This is a genomic window from Psychrobacter sp. H27 (genome assembly GCF_059072655.1).
Genome location: NZ_JCACRX010000001.1, coordinates 1,889,659 through 1,905,927, shown reverse-complemented (window position 1 = coordinate 1,905,927; position 16,269 = coordinate 1,889,659). Strand labels below are relative to the sequence as shown.

At 43.9% G+C, this 16,269-nt stretch carries 11 protein-coding genes; 9 read left to right on the top strand and 2 right to left on the bottom strand.

Annotation, left to right across the window (positions count from 1 at the left end; all coding sequences use genetic code 11):
* Positions 1-22: 22 nt before the first annotated feature.
* Entirely contained in the window at positions 23-2,887 is a 2,865-nt protein-coding gene (locus tag AC5JPY_RS07720) for a response regulator (protein WP_443524925.1), read from the bottom strand.
* Between the two features lie 343 nt (positions 2,888-3,230).
* On the opposite strand from AC5JPY_RS07720, the gene fmt reads away from it, so the two are divergent.
* The 8 genes from fmt (at position 3,231) to AC5JPY_RS07680 (ending at position 13,619) form a co-directional block, all read left to right on the top strand.
* Positions 3,231-4,325 carry a methionyl-tRNA formyltransferase gene (fmt, locus tag AC5JPY_RS07715; RefSeq protein WP_443524924.1) on the top strand — a complete coding sequence of 365 codons (1,095 nt, stop codon included), beginning with the start codon at positions 3,231-3,233 and terminating at the stop codon, positions 4,323-4,325.
* Positions 4,326-4,390: 65 nt separating this feature from the next.
* Positions 4,391-5,980, top strand: a complete 1,590-nt coding sequence (locus tag AC5JPY_RS07710) for a transcription antitermination factor NusB (RefSeq protein ID WP_443524922.1) — start codon at positions 4,391-4,393, stop codon at positions 5,978-5,980.
* Positions 5,981-6,026: 46 nt separating this feature from the next.
* Positions 6,027-7,448, top strand: coding sequence for a threonine synthase (gene thrC, locus AC5JPY_RS07705; protein WP_443524920.1), 1,422 nt, complete (start codon positions 6,027-6,029; stop codon positions 7,446-7,448).
* A gap of 335 nt (positions 7,449-7,783) precedes the next feature.
* Positions 7,784-8,893, top strand: a complete 1,110-nt coding sequence (locus AC5JPY_RS07700) for a LysM peptidoglycan-binding domain-containing protein (RefSeq protein WP_443524919.1) — start codon at positions 7,784-7,786, stop codon at positions 8,891-8,893.
* 51 nt (positions 8,894-8,944) lie between these two features.
* On the top strand, positions 8,945-10,222 hold the full coding sequence (gene dprA / locus AC5JPY_RS07695) for a DNA-processing protein DprA (RefSeq protein ID WP_493852331.1): 1,278 nt from the start codon (positions 8,945-8,947) through the stop codon (positions 10,220-10,222).
* 124 nt (positions 10,223-10,346) lie between these two features.
* The gene (locus tag AC5JPY_RS07690; protein ID WP_443524916.1) at positions 10,347-10,976 is read left to right on the top strand and encodes an L-threonylcarbamoyladenylate synthase; all 630 of its coding nucleotides are present in this window, start codon (positions 10,347-10,349) and stop codon (positions 10,974-10,976) included.
* A gap of 355 nt (positions 10,977-11,331) precedes the next feature.
* Positions 11,332-12,387 (top strand): TIGR01777 family oxidoreductase, encoded by a 1,056-nt coding sequence (locus tag AC5JPY_RS07685; RefSeq protein ID WP_443524915.1) that lies wholly within the window; start codon positions 11,332-11,334, stop codon positions 12,385-12,387.
* A 98-nt stretch (positions 12,388-12,485) separates the two neighbouring features.
* Entirely contained in the window at positions 12,486-13,619 is a 1,134-nt protein-coding gene (locus tag AC5JPY_RS07680) for a metallophosphoesterase (protein ID WP_443524914.1), read from the top strand.
* 158 nt (positions 13,620-13,777) lie between these two features.
* On the opposite strand, the gene AC5JPY_RS07675 is transcribed toward AC5JPY_RS07680, so the two are convergent.
* On the bottom strand, positions 13,778-15,172 hold the full coding sequence (locus AC5JPY_RS07675) for an alpha/beta hydrolase (RefSeq protein WP_443524912.1): 1,395 nt from the start codon (positions 15,170-15,172) through the stop codon (positions 13,778-13,780).
* A 465-nt stretch (positions 15,173-15,637) separates the two neighbouring features.
* On the opposite strand from AC5JPY_RS07675, the gene grpE reads away from it, so the two are divergent.
* Entirely contained in the window at positions 15,638-16,237 is a 600-nt protein-coding gene (gene grpE / locus AC5JPY_RS07670) for a nucleotide exchange factor GrpE (protein WP_443524910.1), read from the top strand.
* Positions 16,238-16,269: the final 32 nt, after the last annotated feature.

The window sequence follows — 16,269 nt, the reverse complement described above, 5'->3', positions numbered from 1 at the left end:
AAGAGTGTTTTTTATTTATTCCTTAGGGTATAAAGCTCTGCAAAACAGTTTCTAGCTCTTTCTTACTGATTGGCTTAGCTAAAAACTCATCCATACCGACTTGCATACAGGCCTCGCGATCCTCTTCTGTGTTGTTTGCAGTTAATGCCACGATAGGTATATTATCCCCTTGTGCGCGGATTGCTTGGGTGGCTTCTAGTCCGTCCATAACAGGCATACGGCAGTCCATCAAAATGAGTGAAATCTCTTCACGTTGGGTTTGCAGTACATCAAGTGCTTGCTGTCCATCCTCTGCCACGATACTACGATAGCCAATTTTACTCAGCATCTTGCAAGCTATCTTTTGATTGGTTGGACTGTCTTCTACCACTAAAACAAGCGGCTGTATTTCTTGTTTCACGTCATCTGAGGTATTTATCTGACTAACATTGTCTTTGACGTTTTTTACCTGCGTTAATGTTTGCCTGACTGGTAACGTCAGACGCATCAGCTCAGATAGTAACAGCGCACTGTCTAGAGGTTTTGCTAAGAAACCATCACATTGGTCGAGCAGCACAGACGGTATACGGCGCTCAGGTTTCATGCTGAACAATATCTTAGGGAGTATGGTATTAGCGAGTAGGCTGTCTAACGCTTGTCGTCTATCGATGCTAGTGGCTAACTTAGGGCTATTGCTTAGTATGGCTGTTGCCGATTCAGTTTGTACCTGTTTCAACTGCTGCGGATAGGTGTCCAGACTATCAGAACTAGAGTTACTGCCCACTACTATAGTACTGGTATCATAGTACTCGTAGTCCAGTAACAGCAAAGGTGCTAGGGTTTGCTTATCCTGTTTGAGTCGGTCTGTCAGCTGCTCTATAGTCGCTAGGTCCACAGAGGTATAAATCGTTATCGATATAGACAAGTGGTCACACAGTTGCTGTAAGTGTGCTGCAACAAGTGGTTGATGGACAACTGCAATAAGATAAATCTGACTCAAATGCTGACTATGATGATATACCGGCTGATAACTTGGGCGTCTACAAGGGAGATAAAGGTTAAATATGCTGCCTTCGTTGACCGTACTTGCCAGTTCAATAAATCCGCCTAATAACCGTGCAAAACTATTGACGTTTTTTAGACCAAGCCCTGTGTCGATTACATTTTTCTCTATCTCGTTATTATCCTGACCGCGGGGTTTATTGAAGTATGCCAATAGCTGTTGCTGTTTTGCAGAGGAGATACCGATACCAGTATCTTGCACGCTAAACTGTATCCAGCAATCAACTTCATTTGTGACTATGTTTTTACTAATAAGGCGTAATGTCTCTCTACTGGCCTCTGATATTTGCTCCTGAGTTATCGGGTTGATAGTCAGCGCGACGTGACCAGAAGGGGTAAATTTCACAGCATTGTGCAATAAGTTAAGCAAGATCTGCCGGAGACGAATATCGTCAGTAGCGATAGAGCGTGGAGCGTCTGGCGAAAAGAAATATATTAACTCAATTCCTTTGTACCGCGCATCATTTAAGATTAGGTCGTTAACTTCTTGACCCAGTTTATATACATCGACAGGCTCAACATTGAGACGAGTCTTCCTTGCCTCGATATTTCCTATATGTAGAGTATCATTCAGCGCTGTTAGCATATCTTGGCTGGTAGTAATCAAAATATCTAACGTCTTGTTTTGTCTCGCATCTAGCGTATTAGGGTCGATTGGCTCAAGGATGTCAATCATAGCCTCTAACGGTATGCGTAGTTTGTGACCGATGGTAAATTTAAGCGTATTAAACTCATCAAGCTTGCGCTGTAGTTGTGTGTTTTGCTGCTGCAGTTGTTCGTTTTGATTAATGAGTTCATGGATATTATTTATAATGACAGTAAAGCCGTGAACCTGTCCATGTTCACCAAACCACGGTGTAATATGTAACTGGTAGGTTTGCTTATTTTCTATACTGTAAGCTGTCAGAATGCGTGTAACTCGTAAGTTGGCTAAAGTCTGTAATAGTTGCTGGGTCGATGCATCCTTACCTACAAAAAAATCAGTAAGCTCATGCCTGCCACTATTTTGGGAAGATGGCGAAAATATTTGCTCAAAGCGTTGATTGTAAAAGCTAATCTGACCATGACGTACACTCATCAGCATGGGCAGCGGTGCTTGATCAACCAAGCGCTCCAAACGATGTTTTAGTGTTTTGACGCGTCGATAGTCATTATGAAGCTGATAGCTGACACGGCTCAGCGCATTACCTAAAAGCAAAAATTCAGTGGTAGATTTTTTTTGTGAGAAGGGCGGCGGTGTGTAGGCTTCTTTTGCCCGGCTGCTCAAGTTGTCGGTATAAACCAGTAGTTGTTCCCAGTTGGTTCGACGATTGAGCATGTAAAGCATAGCCATAAAAAATAGTATGATTGCGACCATCAAAGGCAACCAGTAACGATAAGACGTCCAGTCAATCGTAAAAGGCTCATGCCGCAAAATAACATAGACCTGATGGCCACTTTTGAGGTTTATAGTTCCTGTGAGCTCGCTACTGCCAACCCTATACGCACTCTGCTGACTATTATCAGAGGCAGTTGCACTGATAGCAGGGAATGTTACGTTAGCAAACGCTGATTCGTTAGGACGAGTCCTACGATAGATATAGGTTTGCCCAGATGGCATCATTAAAATAAGCTGATAACTGACATGGTGAAGGGTAGGTTGATCTAAAATAGTTTCTATATCTTCATCAATAGGGTCAGCATGCTCAATGATACTGTGCTGTAATGAGTAAAAAGTATCTATGCTATGTTGTTCGCTATGTTGTCTTATCCCATCGAACATTGTGACGTAATACAGCAGTAGCATTACTAACAGAGTCAATGCATAAAAAATCAATAAGCGCTGTAAGGACTGAAACTGTTGCATAAGAGCATGGCCCTATATCGACACAAAGAAATATAGTGAAATCATAGTAATTTTTTAATAATTAATCTTCTCAAAAATTTGGCACTGACTTGATACTGAATCCCTGTAGCTATTATTTATAACAGAATAATGGGTCACTGTTTGTAGCACGTCACGATTGGTACGTTTTTATGTTACGCATAAAGACGATAAATAGAATGTTTATCAATAAAATACTTATCGTTTTTATATTATAAAGGTAAACAGTATCAAAGGTTCTACAGGTTTTGTCACTAGCACGGTCATGGCACTACGTCGCAAACTCACCTATAATGAGCGAATTAACTTTATATAATGCATGATTATGACTAACACTGCTGCCACTTTTGCTCCATCTGATTCGTCTTTCAACCATGATAACCCATCTGTTCAGCGATTAAGGGTGGTATTTGCAGGGACGCCTGAGTTTGCTGCGGTGAGTCTAGAGGCATTGATACGTCAGCAAGAAGCACTCAATATAGATATCGTCGCGGTATACACTCAGCCTGATCGCAAAGCGGGACGTGGTCAAAAACTATCAGCATCTGCTGTGAAAGAAGTGGCATTAGCCAATAATATCACGGTGGAGCAGCCAGTTACTTTTAAGAAATCAAGCACAGAAGGAATGGATGCTCGTCAAATACTGCGTACGTATCAGCCAGATCTTATGATTGTTGCTGCTTATGGTTTGATTTTACCTATTGGAGTATTAGACACGCCTACTCATGGGTGCTTGAACATTCATGCCTCGTTATTACCACGCTGGCGCGGTGCTGCTCCTATCCATCGTGCGCTTTTGGCAGGCGATGACGAGACAGGTATTACCATCATGCAGATGGACAAAGGACTAGATACGGGTGATATGATTTACAAGATTAGCGCCAATATCGCGCCGGATGATACTGCTGCCAGCCTACATGATAAGATGGCCACTCTTGGTGCGAGCGCGATCACTACGGTGCTTGGTGATTTGTCACAGTATCAAGCGAACGCCGTTCCCCAAGATGATAGTCAAGCAAACTATGCGGAAAAGCTGGTCAAAGCCGAAGGTGAAATTGACTGGACACAGCCAGCTGCTACCATTGAGCGTCAAATTCGTGGATTGACCCCGTGGCCAGGTGCATACACTTTCTTAGAAGGCCAACGCGTCAAAATACTGACGGCACTGCCCATTAACACCATACAAACATCAGATAAGCCTGCAGGTACGGTCGTAAGTGTCGGGCGCAAAGCAATTTTGGTCGCTTGCGGCAAAGAGGTAGAGGCGTCAAACAATAATACCGCTCATGACATACAGCTGAGTAATACACTGGCCATAACTAAGTTACAGTTCGCTGGTGGTAAGCCGATGACGGCGGAGCAACTTTGTCATGGCAACCAGTTAAACGATGGTGATAAATTCACAGTAGAATCAAAATAGTTTCACTACACTCCCTTTTACTTGCACAAGACGCGATCGATACGACGTCAAGGAAATACAACTCAATGAGACAAACCAGCACTGGCTCTAGAAACAATGCACCTAGAAACAACAAGCTAAAACCGTCAAGCAATCTGATTATGAACGGTAGCGTACGCGTACGTGTGATTCGTACCTTACTGGCTATTCAAAACGGTCAGTCCCTCTCAAGCGTGCTTGATCCGTTATTAAACAGCTTGCACGATGGTGACAAAGGCTTTGCTCATGCGCTATTGCTGACAACACTACGCCAATGGCATGCTCTGGCACGATTGCTTGATACGCTAGCTGACAACCCCATAGATGAGGTCGAAGTTCGTACCACAATTCAGGTGGGTTTAGCACAATTGTTGTATTTAGAAGTGGCAGATCATGCCGCGATCCATGAAACGGTCGAAGCGGCAAAGGAGATTGAATTTGCGCATGCGACAGGTTTGATCAATGCTATCTTGCGTAAAGTTGCTAAGAATCCGAGTAAATTCCGTAAGAAGTGCGATAAAAAACACAGCTTGCCCAACTGGCTTGCCTATCAGCTTAAGCAAGATTGGAGTGAGCAGTACGATGAGCTGACCCAAGGCTTACGCCAAGCGGCGCCAATGTTTTTGCGAGTCAACTCGGCAGTTACTTCAGTAGAGGATTATCAACAGTCGCTGTATGGTGCAGAAATTGATGCCGATATCGTTGAGCTTACCAGTGGTTTACAATTGACTGGTTCATCAGAGGCAGCGACAACGACGACGTTGTCGATTAAAGGGTTAAGACTGCATCAGACTACCGCTGTCAATGCTTTGCCTCATTTTGCTGAAGGCATTGCTAGCGTGCAAGACATGCATGCTCAGCTTGCGGCACCTATTGTCAACAAAGCGTTAATGGCGAAGCTCAGCGCTGAAAAGTCTGATACGGAAAATACCAATAACGAGATACATATTCTAGATGCCTGCGCCGCGCCCGGTGGTAAGCTTGCACATTGGTTAGAGCTACTCAGCTCAAACGACTCTCCATCGCTGTTTCACGTGAAACAAGACGATGAGGAAGCGAAACCGTTAGCTTCTAAAGTAAAGCTAACCGCTATCGATAATGAAGCTCCGCGCATCGAACGCATTTATGATAATTTGCAGCGTCTCAATTTAAAGCAGCAGGATTTAGAGCAAGCTGAGAAAAATATTGCCCTTAACGTTGTCTGTGCTGATGCCACCAGATGGCAGCACGGCAAAAATAAAAAAGCCGCGACCAATGAGCCGGTATTTGATGCGATATTATTGGACTCTCCTTGTACCGCGACGGGTGTGATTCGCCGCCATCCTGATATCAGTATTTTGCGTACCGAAGAAGACATCGAACAAACCGTCCTGCTGCAAGCAGATATTTTGCATAACTTATGGCCACAGCTTAAAGCTGGCGGGTATCTGTTGTATGTCACGTGCTCTATTCTAAAGCAAGAAAACGTGCTGCAAATGCAAGACTTCATCAGCTATCACAACGATGCGGTAGCGATTGAGTTTACCGAGGATTGCAATTGGGGTATTGCCCAAGAGATTGGTCGCCAGTGCTTGCCAATTGATAGCGAGAGTGGCGATGGTTTTTATTATGCGTTGTTGCAGAAGACTGCTGAATAAACCGTTTTTAACTATTGAATAACATTATTGTAGACAGGACAATCTAATGAAATATATCAGTACTCGTGGTCAGACAGCACCAATGGACTTTAGTGATGTGCTATTAATGGGTCTTGCGCCAGACGGTGGTTTGATGCTGCCTGAGCATTACCCAACGATTGATAGCGCTGTACTTGATGAATGGCGCACGCTCAGCTATCCACAGCTTGCGATGGCGATTATGCAGCGCTTTGCCACTGATATTCCTGCGGTTGATTTGCAGGACATTATCGAGCGTACTTATACGGCCGATGTGTTTGGCTCCGATGATATTGTCCCTGTCCGCAAGCTCAAAGACAACATATATATTTTAGGATTATCAAACGGCCCAACGCTGGCATTCAAAGACGTTGCTATGCAGTTTTTGGGCAATGCCTTTGAATACGTCCTCAAAAGAAAAGAGGCACGTATCACGATTATTGGGGCAACCAGCGGCGATACAGGTAGTGCGGCAGAATACGCTCTGCGTGGTAAAGAAAACGTCGAAGTCTTTATGCTATCACCGCATGGCAAAATGAGTGAGTTTCAGCGGGCGCAAATGTATAGCTTGACCGACGATAATATTCATAATATCGCGATCGATGGTATGTTTGATGACTGTCAGGATATCGTAAAAGCGCTACAGCAAGATGCGGATTTTAAAGCTCAGTATGACTTGGGCACGGTCAACTCTATCAACTGGGGACGCATCCTCGCGCAGATCGTTTATTACTTTAAAGCGTATTTTGCGGTGACGACGAGTAACGACGAAAAAGTCAGTTTTAGCGTGCCATCAGGCAACTTTGGCAACATCTGCGCCGGTCACATCGCACGTGAAATGGGTCTGCCCGTGGAGCGTTTGATAGTAGCCACCAATGAAAACGATGTGCTCAATGACTTCTTTAATCAAGGCGCTTATCAGCCGCGTCCCACTGACAAAACCTATGTCACCTCGAGTCCATCAATGGATATCTCAAAAGCTTCGAACTTTGAGCGCTTTGTTTATTTGTTGCTGGATAAAGACAGTGCACGCGTCCACGAGTTATTTGACGGCGTAAAATCAGGACAAGGGTTTGACTTGTCTGATTTGATGGAAGCGGTCAATACGCGTTATGGTTTTGCTGCTGGAAAATCAACCCATAGCGATCGTTTAAATACGATCAAATCACTATATGAGCAGCATGGTGAGCTGGTTGACCCGCATACAGCTGACGGTATCAAGGTCGCTAAAGAGCTACAGCGTGAGGGTGAAATCATTGTCTGTGCAGAGACTGCATTGCCTGTTAAGTTTGCCGATACTATCATCGAAGCAGTGGGTCAAATCGACATCGAGCGCCCAGCTCACACGGAAGGTTTAGAGAGCCTACCGCAGCATGTTGTGGTATTAGAAAATAGTGCTGATCTGGTCGCTGAGCAAATTCGTCAGCATGTGACCCCAAACCCAGCTTAGACAACCAGATAGTATAAGCTCATCTTCAATGAACCAGTAGGGCGGTCCAAAGGTTACACCATTGTAATAAAGTGTTTATGATTGTGTTATGGTATAGATAATTGTAGTATTAGAAACAGCGTCGGCAAGTCATCATTATGCTAGACGCTTTTTTAGGAATCGTTCCAGCCAATTATACTGAACAGCCGCCCTATAGTTGTCATGACTGAACTGCTTGTAGATTGCTGATATTAAATGATTTTTGCTATTTTTTAATAAAGTAAAATATCTTTAGATCAATAGTGCTAGTGCAGTTTGTTATGATCAAAACAGTGGTACATATTGTGGATATAACCATGAAGATGAGCTTAAAAAAGACAGCAAAAGCACTGGCAAAAGGATTATTAGTTACGACATTTAGCAGTGCTATGTTGATGACTACAGCACACGCAAACAATCCGCCACCTACTATCAAAGCTGATGCTCCCAACCGCTATACTGTCAAAAAAGGCGATACGTTGTGGGATATCTCAGGTCGCTATCTCGACAGTCCATGGCGCTGGAGAGAGATTTGGGCCACCAACAAACAAATCAAAAACCCAAATCTTATTTATCCTAATGACATTCTGATCCTTTGTGTTATTCAAGGCAAAACCTTGATCGGAGTCGATACGGGTGAAGGCTGTGCAGGTATCGAAAAACAAATGATGGGTAACATGGTTGCGAGTACAGTCACTGTTACTTCAACCGCCAATAGTGTCCCGCCTATTCCATGGTCTGCTATCCAACACTGGTTGGATAAAACCCTTATTGTAAATCCAGAAGATTTCAATACTACTCCTTATATTTTGGCGTCAAAAAACCGCAACCTCATTACTGCAAGCGGTGACAAGGTCTATGCCAAAGGTGTACCGCTTATCGTCGGTCAGCGTTATGGCGTATACCGCGAGGGTGATCTGTATGTCGATCCTAAAACTCAAGAGGTTATCGGATTAGAGGTTACACAGGTAGCGACTGGTCTTGTCACATCGACAGAAACGAATGGTATTACCAGCTTACAGCTGACCGAAAGTTATGATAAAGAAGTGCGCGAAGGCGATCGCGTGTTTGTTGAGCTTGATAATGCTATTCCACCAGTATTTTACCCAACACCTGCCAGCGTTAGCCGTGGCGGTATGATTGTACGGGTGATGGATTCCATTAGTGCTGCTGCTAAAGGTAGTGTGGTCGCTATCAACTTAGGTAGCCTACATGGTGCCAAGCCAGGCGATGTGTTGACTGTCTATCAAAAAGGTCCATTAGTACGTGACACCAAAGACAACGATATGCCTGTACGTTTGCCAAATGAGCCAAGTGGGATGGTAATGGTGTTTAACACATTTGACCACATCAGCTATGCTTATGTACTTGATTCTGAGCTACCACTCAACGTTGGTGACCAGTTATTACCACCACCTTATCTATAAATACGAGTGATAAAACAGCCATACTAAATTTGCTTATAAGAGACAGATAAAATGACGGCAGTCACCGCTTCTTTATCCGACGATCAGCGTGCTATATTGTCGCTATGGTACGAGGTGAATGCATCATTGTCTGCCTACCACAAGCTAGTCACCTCTTATGGTAACGCGCAGCTTGCTTGGCAAGCCACAGTAGAGGCGTGGAAGCAGTTGGGTCTGCACCACACCCATCTCAAACGCCACGAGCAGCCAGATCAAACGCGCGCTAGTATCGATAAAATCCAGCAAGCACTCGTTGATAGTCGCTATAGTCTACTGTTTGCTGATCAGCCTGATTATCCTATCCAGCTCCTACAGATTTACGATCCACCGCCACTATTGTTTTTTCGGGGGAATAGTGCGCGTCTACATCAGGCTCAAATTGCTATTGTGGGTAGCCGCAAACCCACTGCACACGCGCAAAAAATTACCTTTGATATGGCGCAATATCTTGCGCAGTCAGGATATATTATCACTAGTGGTCTGGCGATAGGGGTGGATAAACGAGCGCACTTAGGAGCCTTGGCGCAGACAGATCAGGACTATCAAGGCCGTACTATTGGCGTGATGGGTACAGGGATTGATGTGAACTATCCCAATCATCGTGACCAGTTGTTTGCTCAAATTGTTGATCAAGGTGGCTGTATTATTAGTGAACTGTTACCGCATACTCAGCCGCACAAGCATACTTTCCCGCGTCGTAATCGTCTGGTAGCTGGGCTCAGTCTAGCCACTATCGTGACCGAAGCCACAATCAAAAGTGGTTCGCTGATTACCGCCCGTCTAACCTCAGAGCAAGGCAAACAAGTCTTTGCGATTCCAAGTCATATTGATAACAGCAATGCCGAAGGCTGCCATCACTTAATACGTGAAGGCGCAACCTTGATCTATCATCCTGAGCAAGTACTAGAAGATGTGAATGCTCAGCTCGACTACGACAATCGCTCGTATAATGCATCAAGCGCTACTACTGACCTAAGTAACGATCAACCAGCAATAAGTCCTTCTCCAAAAGTGTCCTCTGAAGGCTCAGATGTCGAAAAATCGCATAGTAGATCGCTTAGCACAGCGAATAACCAGCAGAAGCCTTCTAACATCAAATCTACTCGTAGCGCGCCCGTTATACCTGAGCATTTAACAGCAATCTACGAGCAGCTCGATTGGCATGGACAGGATTTGGATGCGCTTATTGTCGCAACCAAGCTTGAGCCATCACAGCTCATCGGACAGTTGATGGAACTTGAGCTAATGGGTATTATTAGCGTTCAGGGCGGACGGTACCTACGTGTTTAAAGTGTTACACATGTTTGCTTCTACATATAAAGAAGGCTCATCTATAATGGTAGCGCTCTGAGTTGCTCTTTTTGTTATGCTATTATGAGCATCTACCTCCATTCTAGTATGAAATATTTCAGCTATGAGCCACTCTACATCTTTTATTACTGATTCTACCGTTCAAGCTGCACAGTGGCTAAAAGAAGGACAGCTGCTCGCGTATCCAACAGAGAGCGTCTGGGGCATTGGCTGTGATCCTTATAACCAAGCGGCTGTACAGCGCATTTTGGACATTAAGCAGCGTCCACAAGCCAAAGGTATGATTGTTATCACTGACAGTGCAGCTCGCTTGACACCATTATTGGTTGCGTTAAACGATGAGCAGCGAAAACAAGTCATTGACAGCTGGCAGGTAGGCAGTGATGACAATGACCGACAGAACCGACAAGCCCATACTTGGTTACTACCCATTCCTGACGCTTTGTCTACAGCCATTCCTACTTGGATAACTGGTGAGCATCAGACTGTCGCGGTAAGAGTCATTGCTCATCCGACCATACGTAAACTGTGTCAACAGATGGTCAGTACCCATAATCCGTTTGGCTTACTTGTCTCGACCAGCTGCAACCCATCAGGTCAATCACCTGCCAGTACTTTCGATGCTGCCTATGCGTATTTTGATAAGCAAATCGGGTATTTGCAGGCGGATACGTTGCATTACACGCTTCCTAGCCAAATCCGTGATGCTGTGACCGGCTTAGTTATTCGTTAAAATGTAATATACCCCTTTACACAAAACTGTAATGCAATCTTCTACAACAACTCCTTTTGACTTTATTATTTATGAAGCAGCGTTCCTTATATAAAGTAACTGTTCTTGAGCGAGTGATTACGATCGTCATATCACTAAAATAGAAATACCTCTCCTGAGTACCGCCCCAACTAAGCTTATTCTTATCTCGTCCTTGCTTTACCAAAAGTATGTAAAAGTCATTTTGATAAACACCACAAAAAAGCAGACGATGGTTATAACCATTTGGTATTTATGGAATAACAAATCATTTAACGATAAGTCATAGTTGCAATATTGGTGACAAGCAATATTGGGTACATATAGGGAGTAGGGTATGCATGTTTTGATCAGTGGTGGTTCAGGATTTTTGGGCAGTGCGTTCAGCCGAGAGCTACTGGCACGGTATCGTAAACAAGATAAAGATGTGAGTGTGACTTGGTTGACTCGCGATAGTAGTCAGGCGCATCCTGATGACATCAATATGATGACTTATGATGAGCTTACGACGTGTGAGACGAGCTTTGATGTCATCTTAAATTTAGCGGGTGCTGGTATTGCCGATTCACGCTGGAGCGATGAGCGCAAAGAGCAACTGGTTGCCAGTCGTATCAAACCTACTCAATCAATACTCGACTTCATCGCCCGTATCAGCACAAAGCCCAAGCTATTAGTAAGTGGCTCAGCCATTGGCTGGTATGGTACGCAAGGCGACAAAACACTAACGGAAAACAGCGACTACAAAGAAGATTTTGCGCATGCACTGTGTCAGGAATGGGAGGATATGGCACTCAGAGCAACTGAGTATGATGTCCCTGTAGCAATCGTGCGAACAGGTGTGGTTATTCATCCCAACGGCGGTATGGTGGCCAAGTTACTGCTACCATTTAAGTTTGGTGTTGGTGGGCAACTGGGTGATGGACAACAAATTATGAGTTGGATTAGCCGAGATGATTGGGTAAGTGCGGTGATTTTTATTATCGAACAGCATCTTGCTAATACAAAAGCTGCCAAATATATCAGTGAGCCAGTTACTGATGCTATGAGTCTTAACGAACAGGCTTTAGGTAGTAATGTTTCAAATGACCGAGTTTTAAGCGACCGCACCTCAAATAACAATAGCTTAAAGACGCAAAATAATACAGCAGCAGTCGTCTATAATCTTACAGCACCTGAGCCTGTGACCAATCACACTTTTACTAAGGCACTTGGCTCGTGGCTACATCGTCCGACAGTGTTTACTTTACCAGAATTCTTGCTCAAGCTCATGTTTGGTGAGATGTCGACATTACTCATCGATGGACAAAAAGTGTTGCCAAAAGCATTGTTGGAAGCAGGTTATTCATTTGAACACACTACACTCAAGCAAGCATTAGAAAAGCAAAACCAATAAGTTTCGATTGTTTCATGTGAAACATAGTAAGCTATTCTATATAGCTTTATTTGCTCTGAGCATCATATATTGTAGTTAATCATGCTCAAGGATCTATCATGCGCTATGCGTTCTTTATTACTATCTTTGTGCTATTGCAGCTGTTCAGTGCAGGTGCGGCGTTGAGTATACAGTGGTGGCTACAACCTTGGATCACCCAAACACTGCAAACTATCGTATGGTCTGCCGTGTTTATTATCACCAATGGCTTATTAGTACTTAGTGTAAAACGAGTCTTTGCGAACAGTTATCGCTGGGTCAGTGGCTGGATGCTGATCATGCATTTCATACTATTAACCGCTTTGGTAGTAAGCTTTTTGTATGGTGGTTATTGGCTAGTAGTATCGCTAATAGGTGAGACAGGGTACGGGTCAAATACGCTTTCTCTTAGGCTGCGAGCACTGGCAGTAGTCGTGTTCTTAGGACTGTTTATTTTTTCGCTATATAGTGCCTATGTCCCTATCGTACGTCATTTGTCTATCAGTATTGATAAACCTTTAGCCAAACCACTACGCATCGCAGTTGCAAGTGACTTACATTTAGGACGGTTATTCGGGGTTACAGCAATAGATAGACTCACCCGTCTGATGAACAGTACACGTGCAGATATGCTGCTAATGCCAGGGGATATCATGGATGATAATACAGACGCATTTAATGATTATAGTATGGAGAATAATCTAGCCGAACTGTGTGCCAATTTGCCATATGGCGTCTATGCGACGTTGGGTAACCATGATTTGTACGGTCATGAGCGACCAATTAGCCAAGCGTTACGTGATGCAGATGTGCATCTATTAAATGATGACGTATTTTGTATAGAGCATGAAGGGCAGAAGGTATGGTTGGTCGGACGTTTTGATAATCATAAACGTCAGCGTGTCGCCACGATAGATCTGTTAGCGAAAGTGGATACTTCACAGCCAGTGATTCTACTAGATCATAGACCGAGTGATATCGACGAGCATAGCCAGTTACCAATCGATCTGCAAGTATCAGGTCACACCCACAATGGCCAGGTGTTTCCTGCTAACTTTATTGTCAGTGCTATCAATAGACTAGGTTATGGATATGAAGCAATCGGCCAAGGACATTTTGTAGTCTCCTCTGGCTATGGATTTTGGGGCATTCCCTTTAGATTGGGTTCACGCTCTGAGGTCTGGTTGATCAACGTGTCTGGTAATGCTGATTGATAGATGTTTTTAATCGATCAGTACCTTCAATATACTGATGTATTCGTACAATAGCATTTTTAAGCAGTGTCTTTGAGTGGTACCTCTAAGTAATAGCGCTCTTAAATAGCGGCATCTTTAAATCACAGTACCTTTAAGTAAAGCACCTTCAAAAACCACTATGCTGCCAGCTGTGATCGAGTACTGATGACATCGCGCACAAAACCACAAAACCCATTGATAATGTCTTTTGTCTCTTGCCCAAGACCTTGATGCACGCTCATAAAATGAATAAAACCATGCGGTGCACCTAAAACAGTATGAGTTTCAACGGGCACATTGTAGCCTTTCAACTGCTCTGCATAAGCAAACGCTTCATCACGCAGTACATCGAGCTCAGAGGCCACGATATAAGTCGGACATACTTTGCTGTTATCACCGAGCATGGGTGAGTTTAGTATGTGTAGGCGTGGTAGGAGACTGTCTTTTAGGCAGGCTGCATCAAACACTGCTACGTCAGCATGATCTAACAATAATCCCTCGCCGTATAACTCCCAGCTTGGATAGTCTGTTTCGATATCGGTAACAGGATACAGCGGCATTTGTGCTAATGGCTTTGGTAGGCTCTCTAGAAGCTTGTACATCTTCTGACCTTGAGCGCCCAAGTCTGACCAAGCGCTCTCGGTCGGTGCAGTCAGCTGCTGTGCGATCAAAGTGGATAAACCACCGCCTGCACTATCACCTGCAAGTACGATACGTGATGGCAACGCGCCTAGTGTATGACAGTGTTCAGCCAACCAAGCATAAGCTGTGATACAGTCTTTGAGGGCGGCTGGTGCAGGACACTCAGGGGCCAATCGATAGTCGACACTAACAACAGGCCAGCCAGTTTGCTCGCAGACTGCATGGCAGAACTCATGATGTGTATCGACATCGCCGATACAGAACCCACCGCCGTGGAAAAACAGCATCACTGTCTCGTCAGGATTGTGTACTGCCCCTTTTTTAGCGCGTTTTTTATTGGCCTTCGTTTGATAGCAGCGAATGGTCATATCACCGTCATCAGCATTAGCTATCGTCTTGTCTTCCCAATTGACAAGCTTTTCGCCCTTTTTGGTAAAGGGTTTAATATTGTTCAGGATGTTGTCGCTAGCTTGCTGCCATACTCTTGGTGCCTGCATTGCCACCGCATCGGTAATAAACCTTTCGCGAAGCTCATGCATGGGCGTCAGCTCTAAAGGCGTCTTCAGATGACTATTTACAGCGAGGATCAAGCGTAAATGTGCATTGGCATGAAGATATTGTTTTGAATTCGGACCTTTTAGATAGGCAATTAAGCCCTCTAGTATCGGCGTTGGCAAATAACCAAAGCCTTTCATCGCATAATGCAAAGTATGTGGTTGGTACTGTGAAACTGGGTTGTAGCTGAGTACTTTTTCTCTGACGCTCAGACGCTTCTCATGTGCGCTACTTTCTCTTGTTCCATTGGCTGTTTCATCATTCGATGCTAGGTGCATCGCCATCAAGGTTTTGTTAAGTAAGGTATTGATTGATGATACTGTGGGATTGGACATAACATCTCTCATAACGGTTTGGGTGTTTACGATTACATCGAGGTACATTTTGATGTAAGTCATAATATTTGTAGCAATAATAAGGCAGTAGTGCGTAAAGCAGGGTGTTGTTTAGTAATGGCGTGAATAGCAATAGTAAAGTGTTTTGACTAATTGACGTTTTTTTGTACGTTTTGTGAGTAAATATGGAGATTCGTTGACACAACGGAAAAATACTGTGCAACGCTGCTAAAGAGTATTTTGACTATATTTGTCATAAATACGAAAAAATCCTGCGTTTTAGGCTTGAAATTTATACGTATCACCTTTATCAATCAGCTATTAGAGCGCATTAATAAAAACAATGAGTAAGAATCGTTAGGCATCTGATAAAGGTTCAATACAGCCAACAATTGGCTGAGTCGTTGCGTCTTGTCGTAACTATTATTGTCGTAATCATTATTATTGAAATTCCAAGGAGCTATCATGAGCGAGCAAACCCCAAATAAAGAAACGCTTGACCAGACTGTGGTACACGATAATGTTGAGCATCAAAACAGTATCTTAGAAGAAACCATGAAAGAGTTTGATCCGCAAAACAACTCAGGTGAAGAGGCGACTATCGAAAACGAAATCAACCTCGACACATTCAAAGCACGTATTGCTGAGCTAGAAGGCGAAGTAAAAAAAGCCAAAGAAGGTACTGCGCGCGCTAATGCTGAAGCTTACAATGCGCAAAAGCGTGCTGAGCAAGAAGCAGATAAGAGCAAAAAATTCGCCCTGCAAAAATTCGCTAAAGAGTTACTCGACATCGTTGATAACTTAGAGCGCGCTATGGAAAATGCAAATGCAAACGATCCAGTAGCTGAAGGGGTTCAATTGACTCATAAAGCGCTGGTCGCTGTATTGACCAAAAATGGCGTAGAGACCGTCGACCCACAAGGCGAAAAGTTCAACGCTGACTTCCATGAAGCTGTTGGTATTGACCCAGAAGCAGAAGCGGATACAGTTGGTACAGTCTTACAAAAAGGCTATAGCCTAAATGGTCGTCTGTTGCGTCCGGCGATGGTTCGTGTTGGTCAGTAGTATTTCTAGGGGTTAAACCCTACTAATATGAA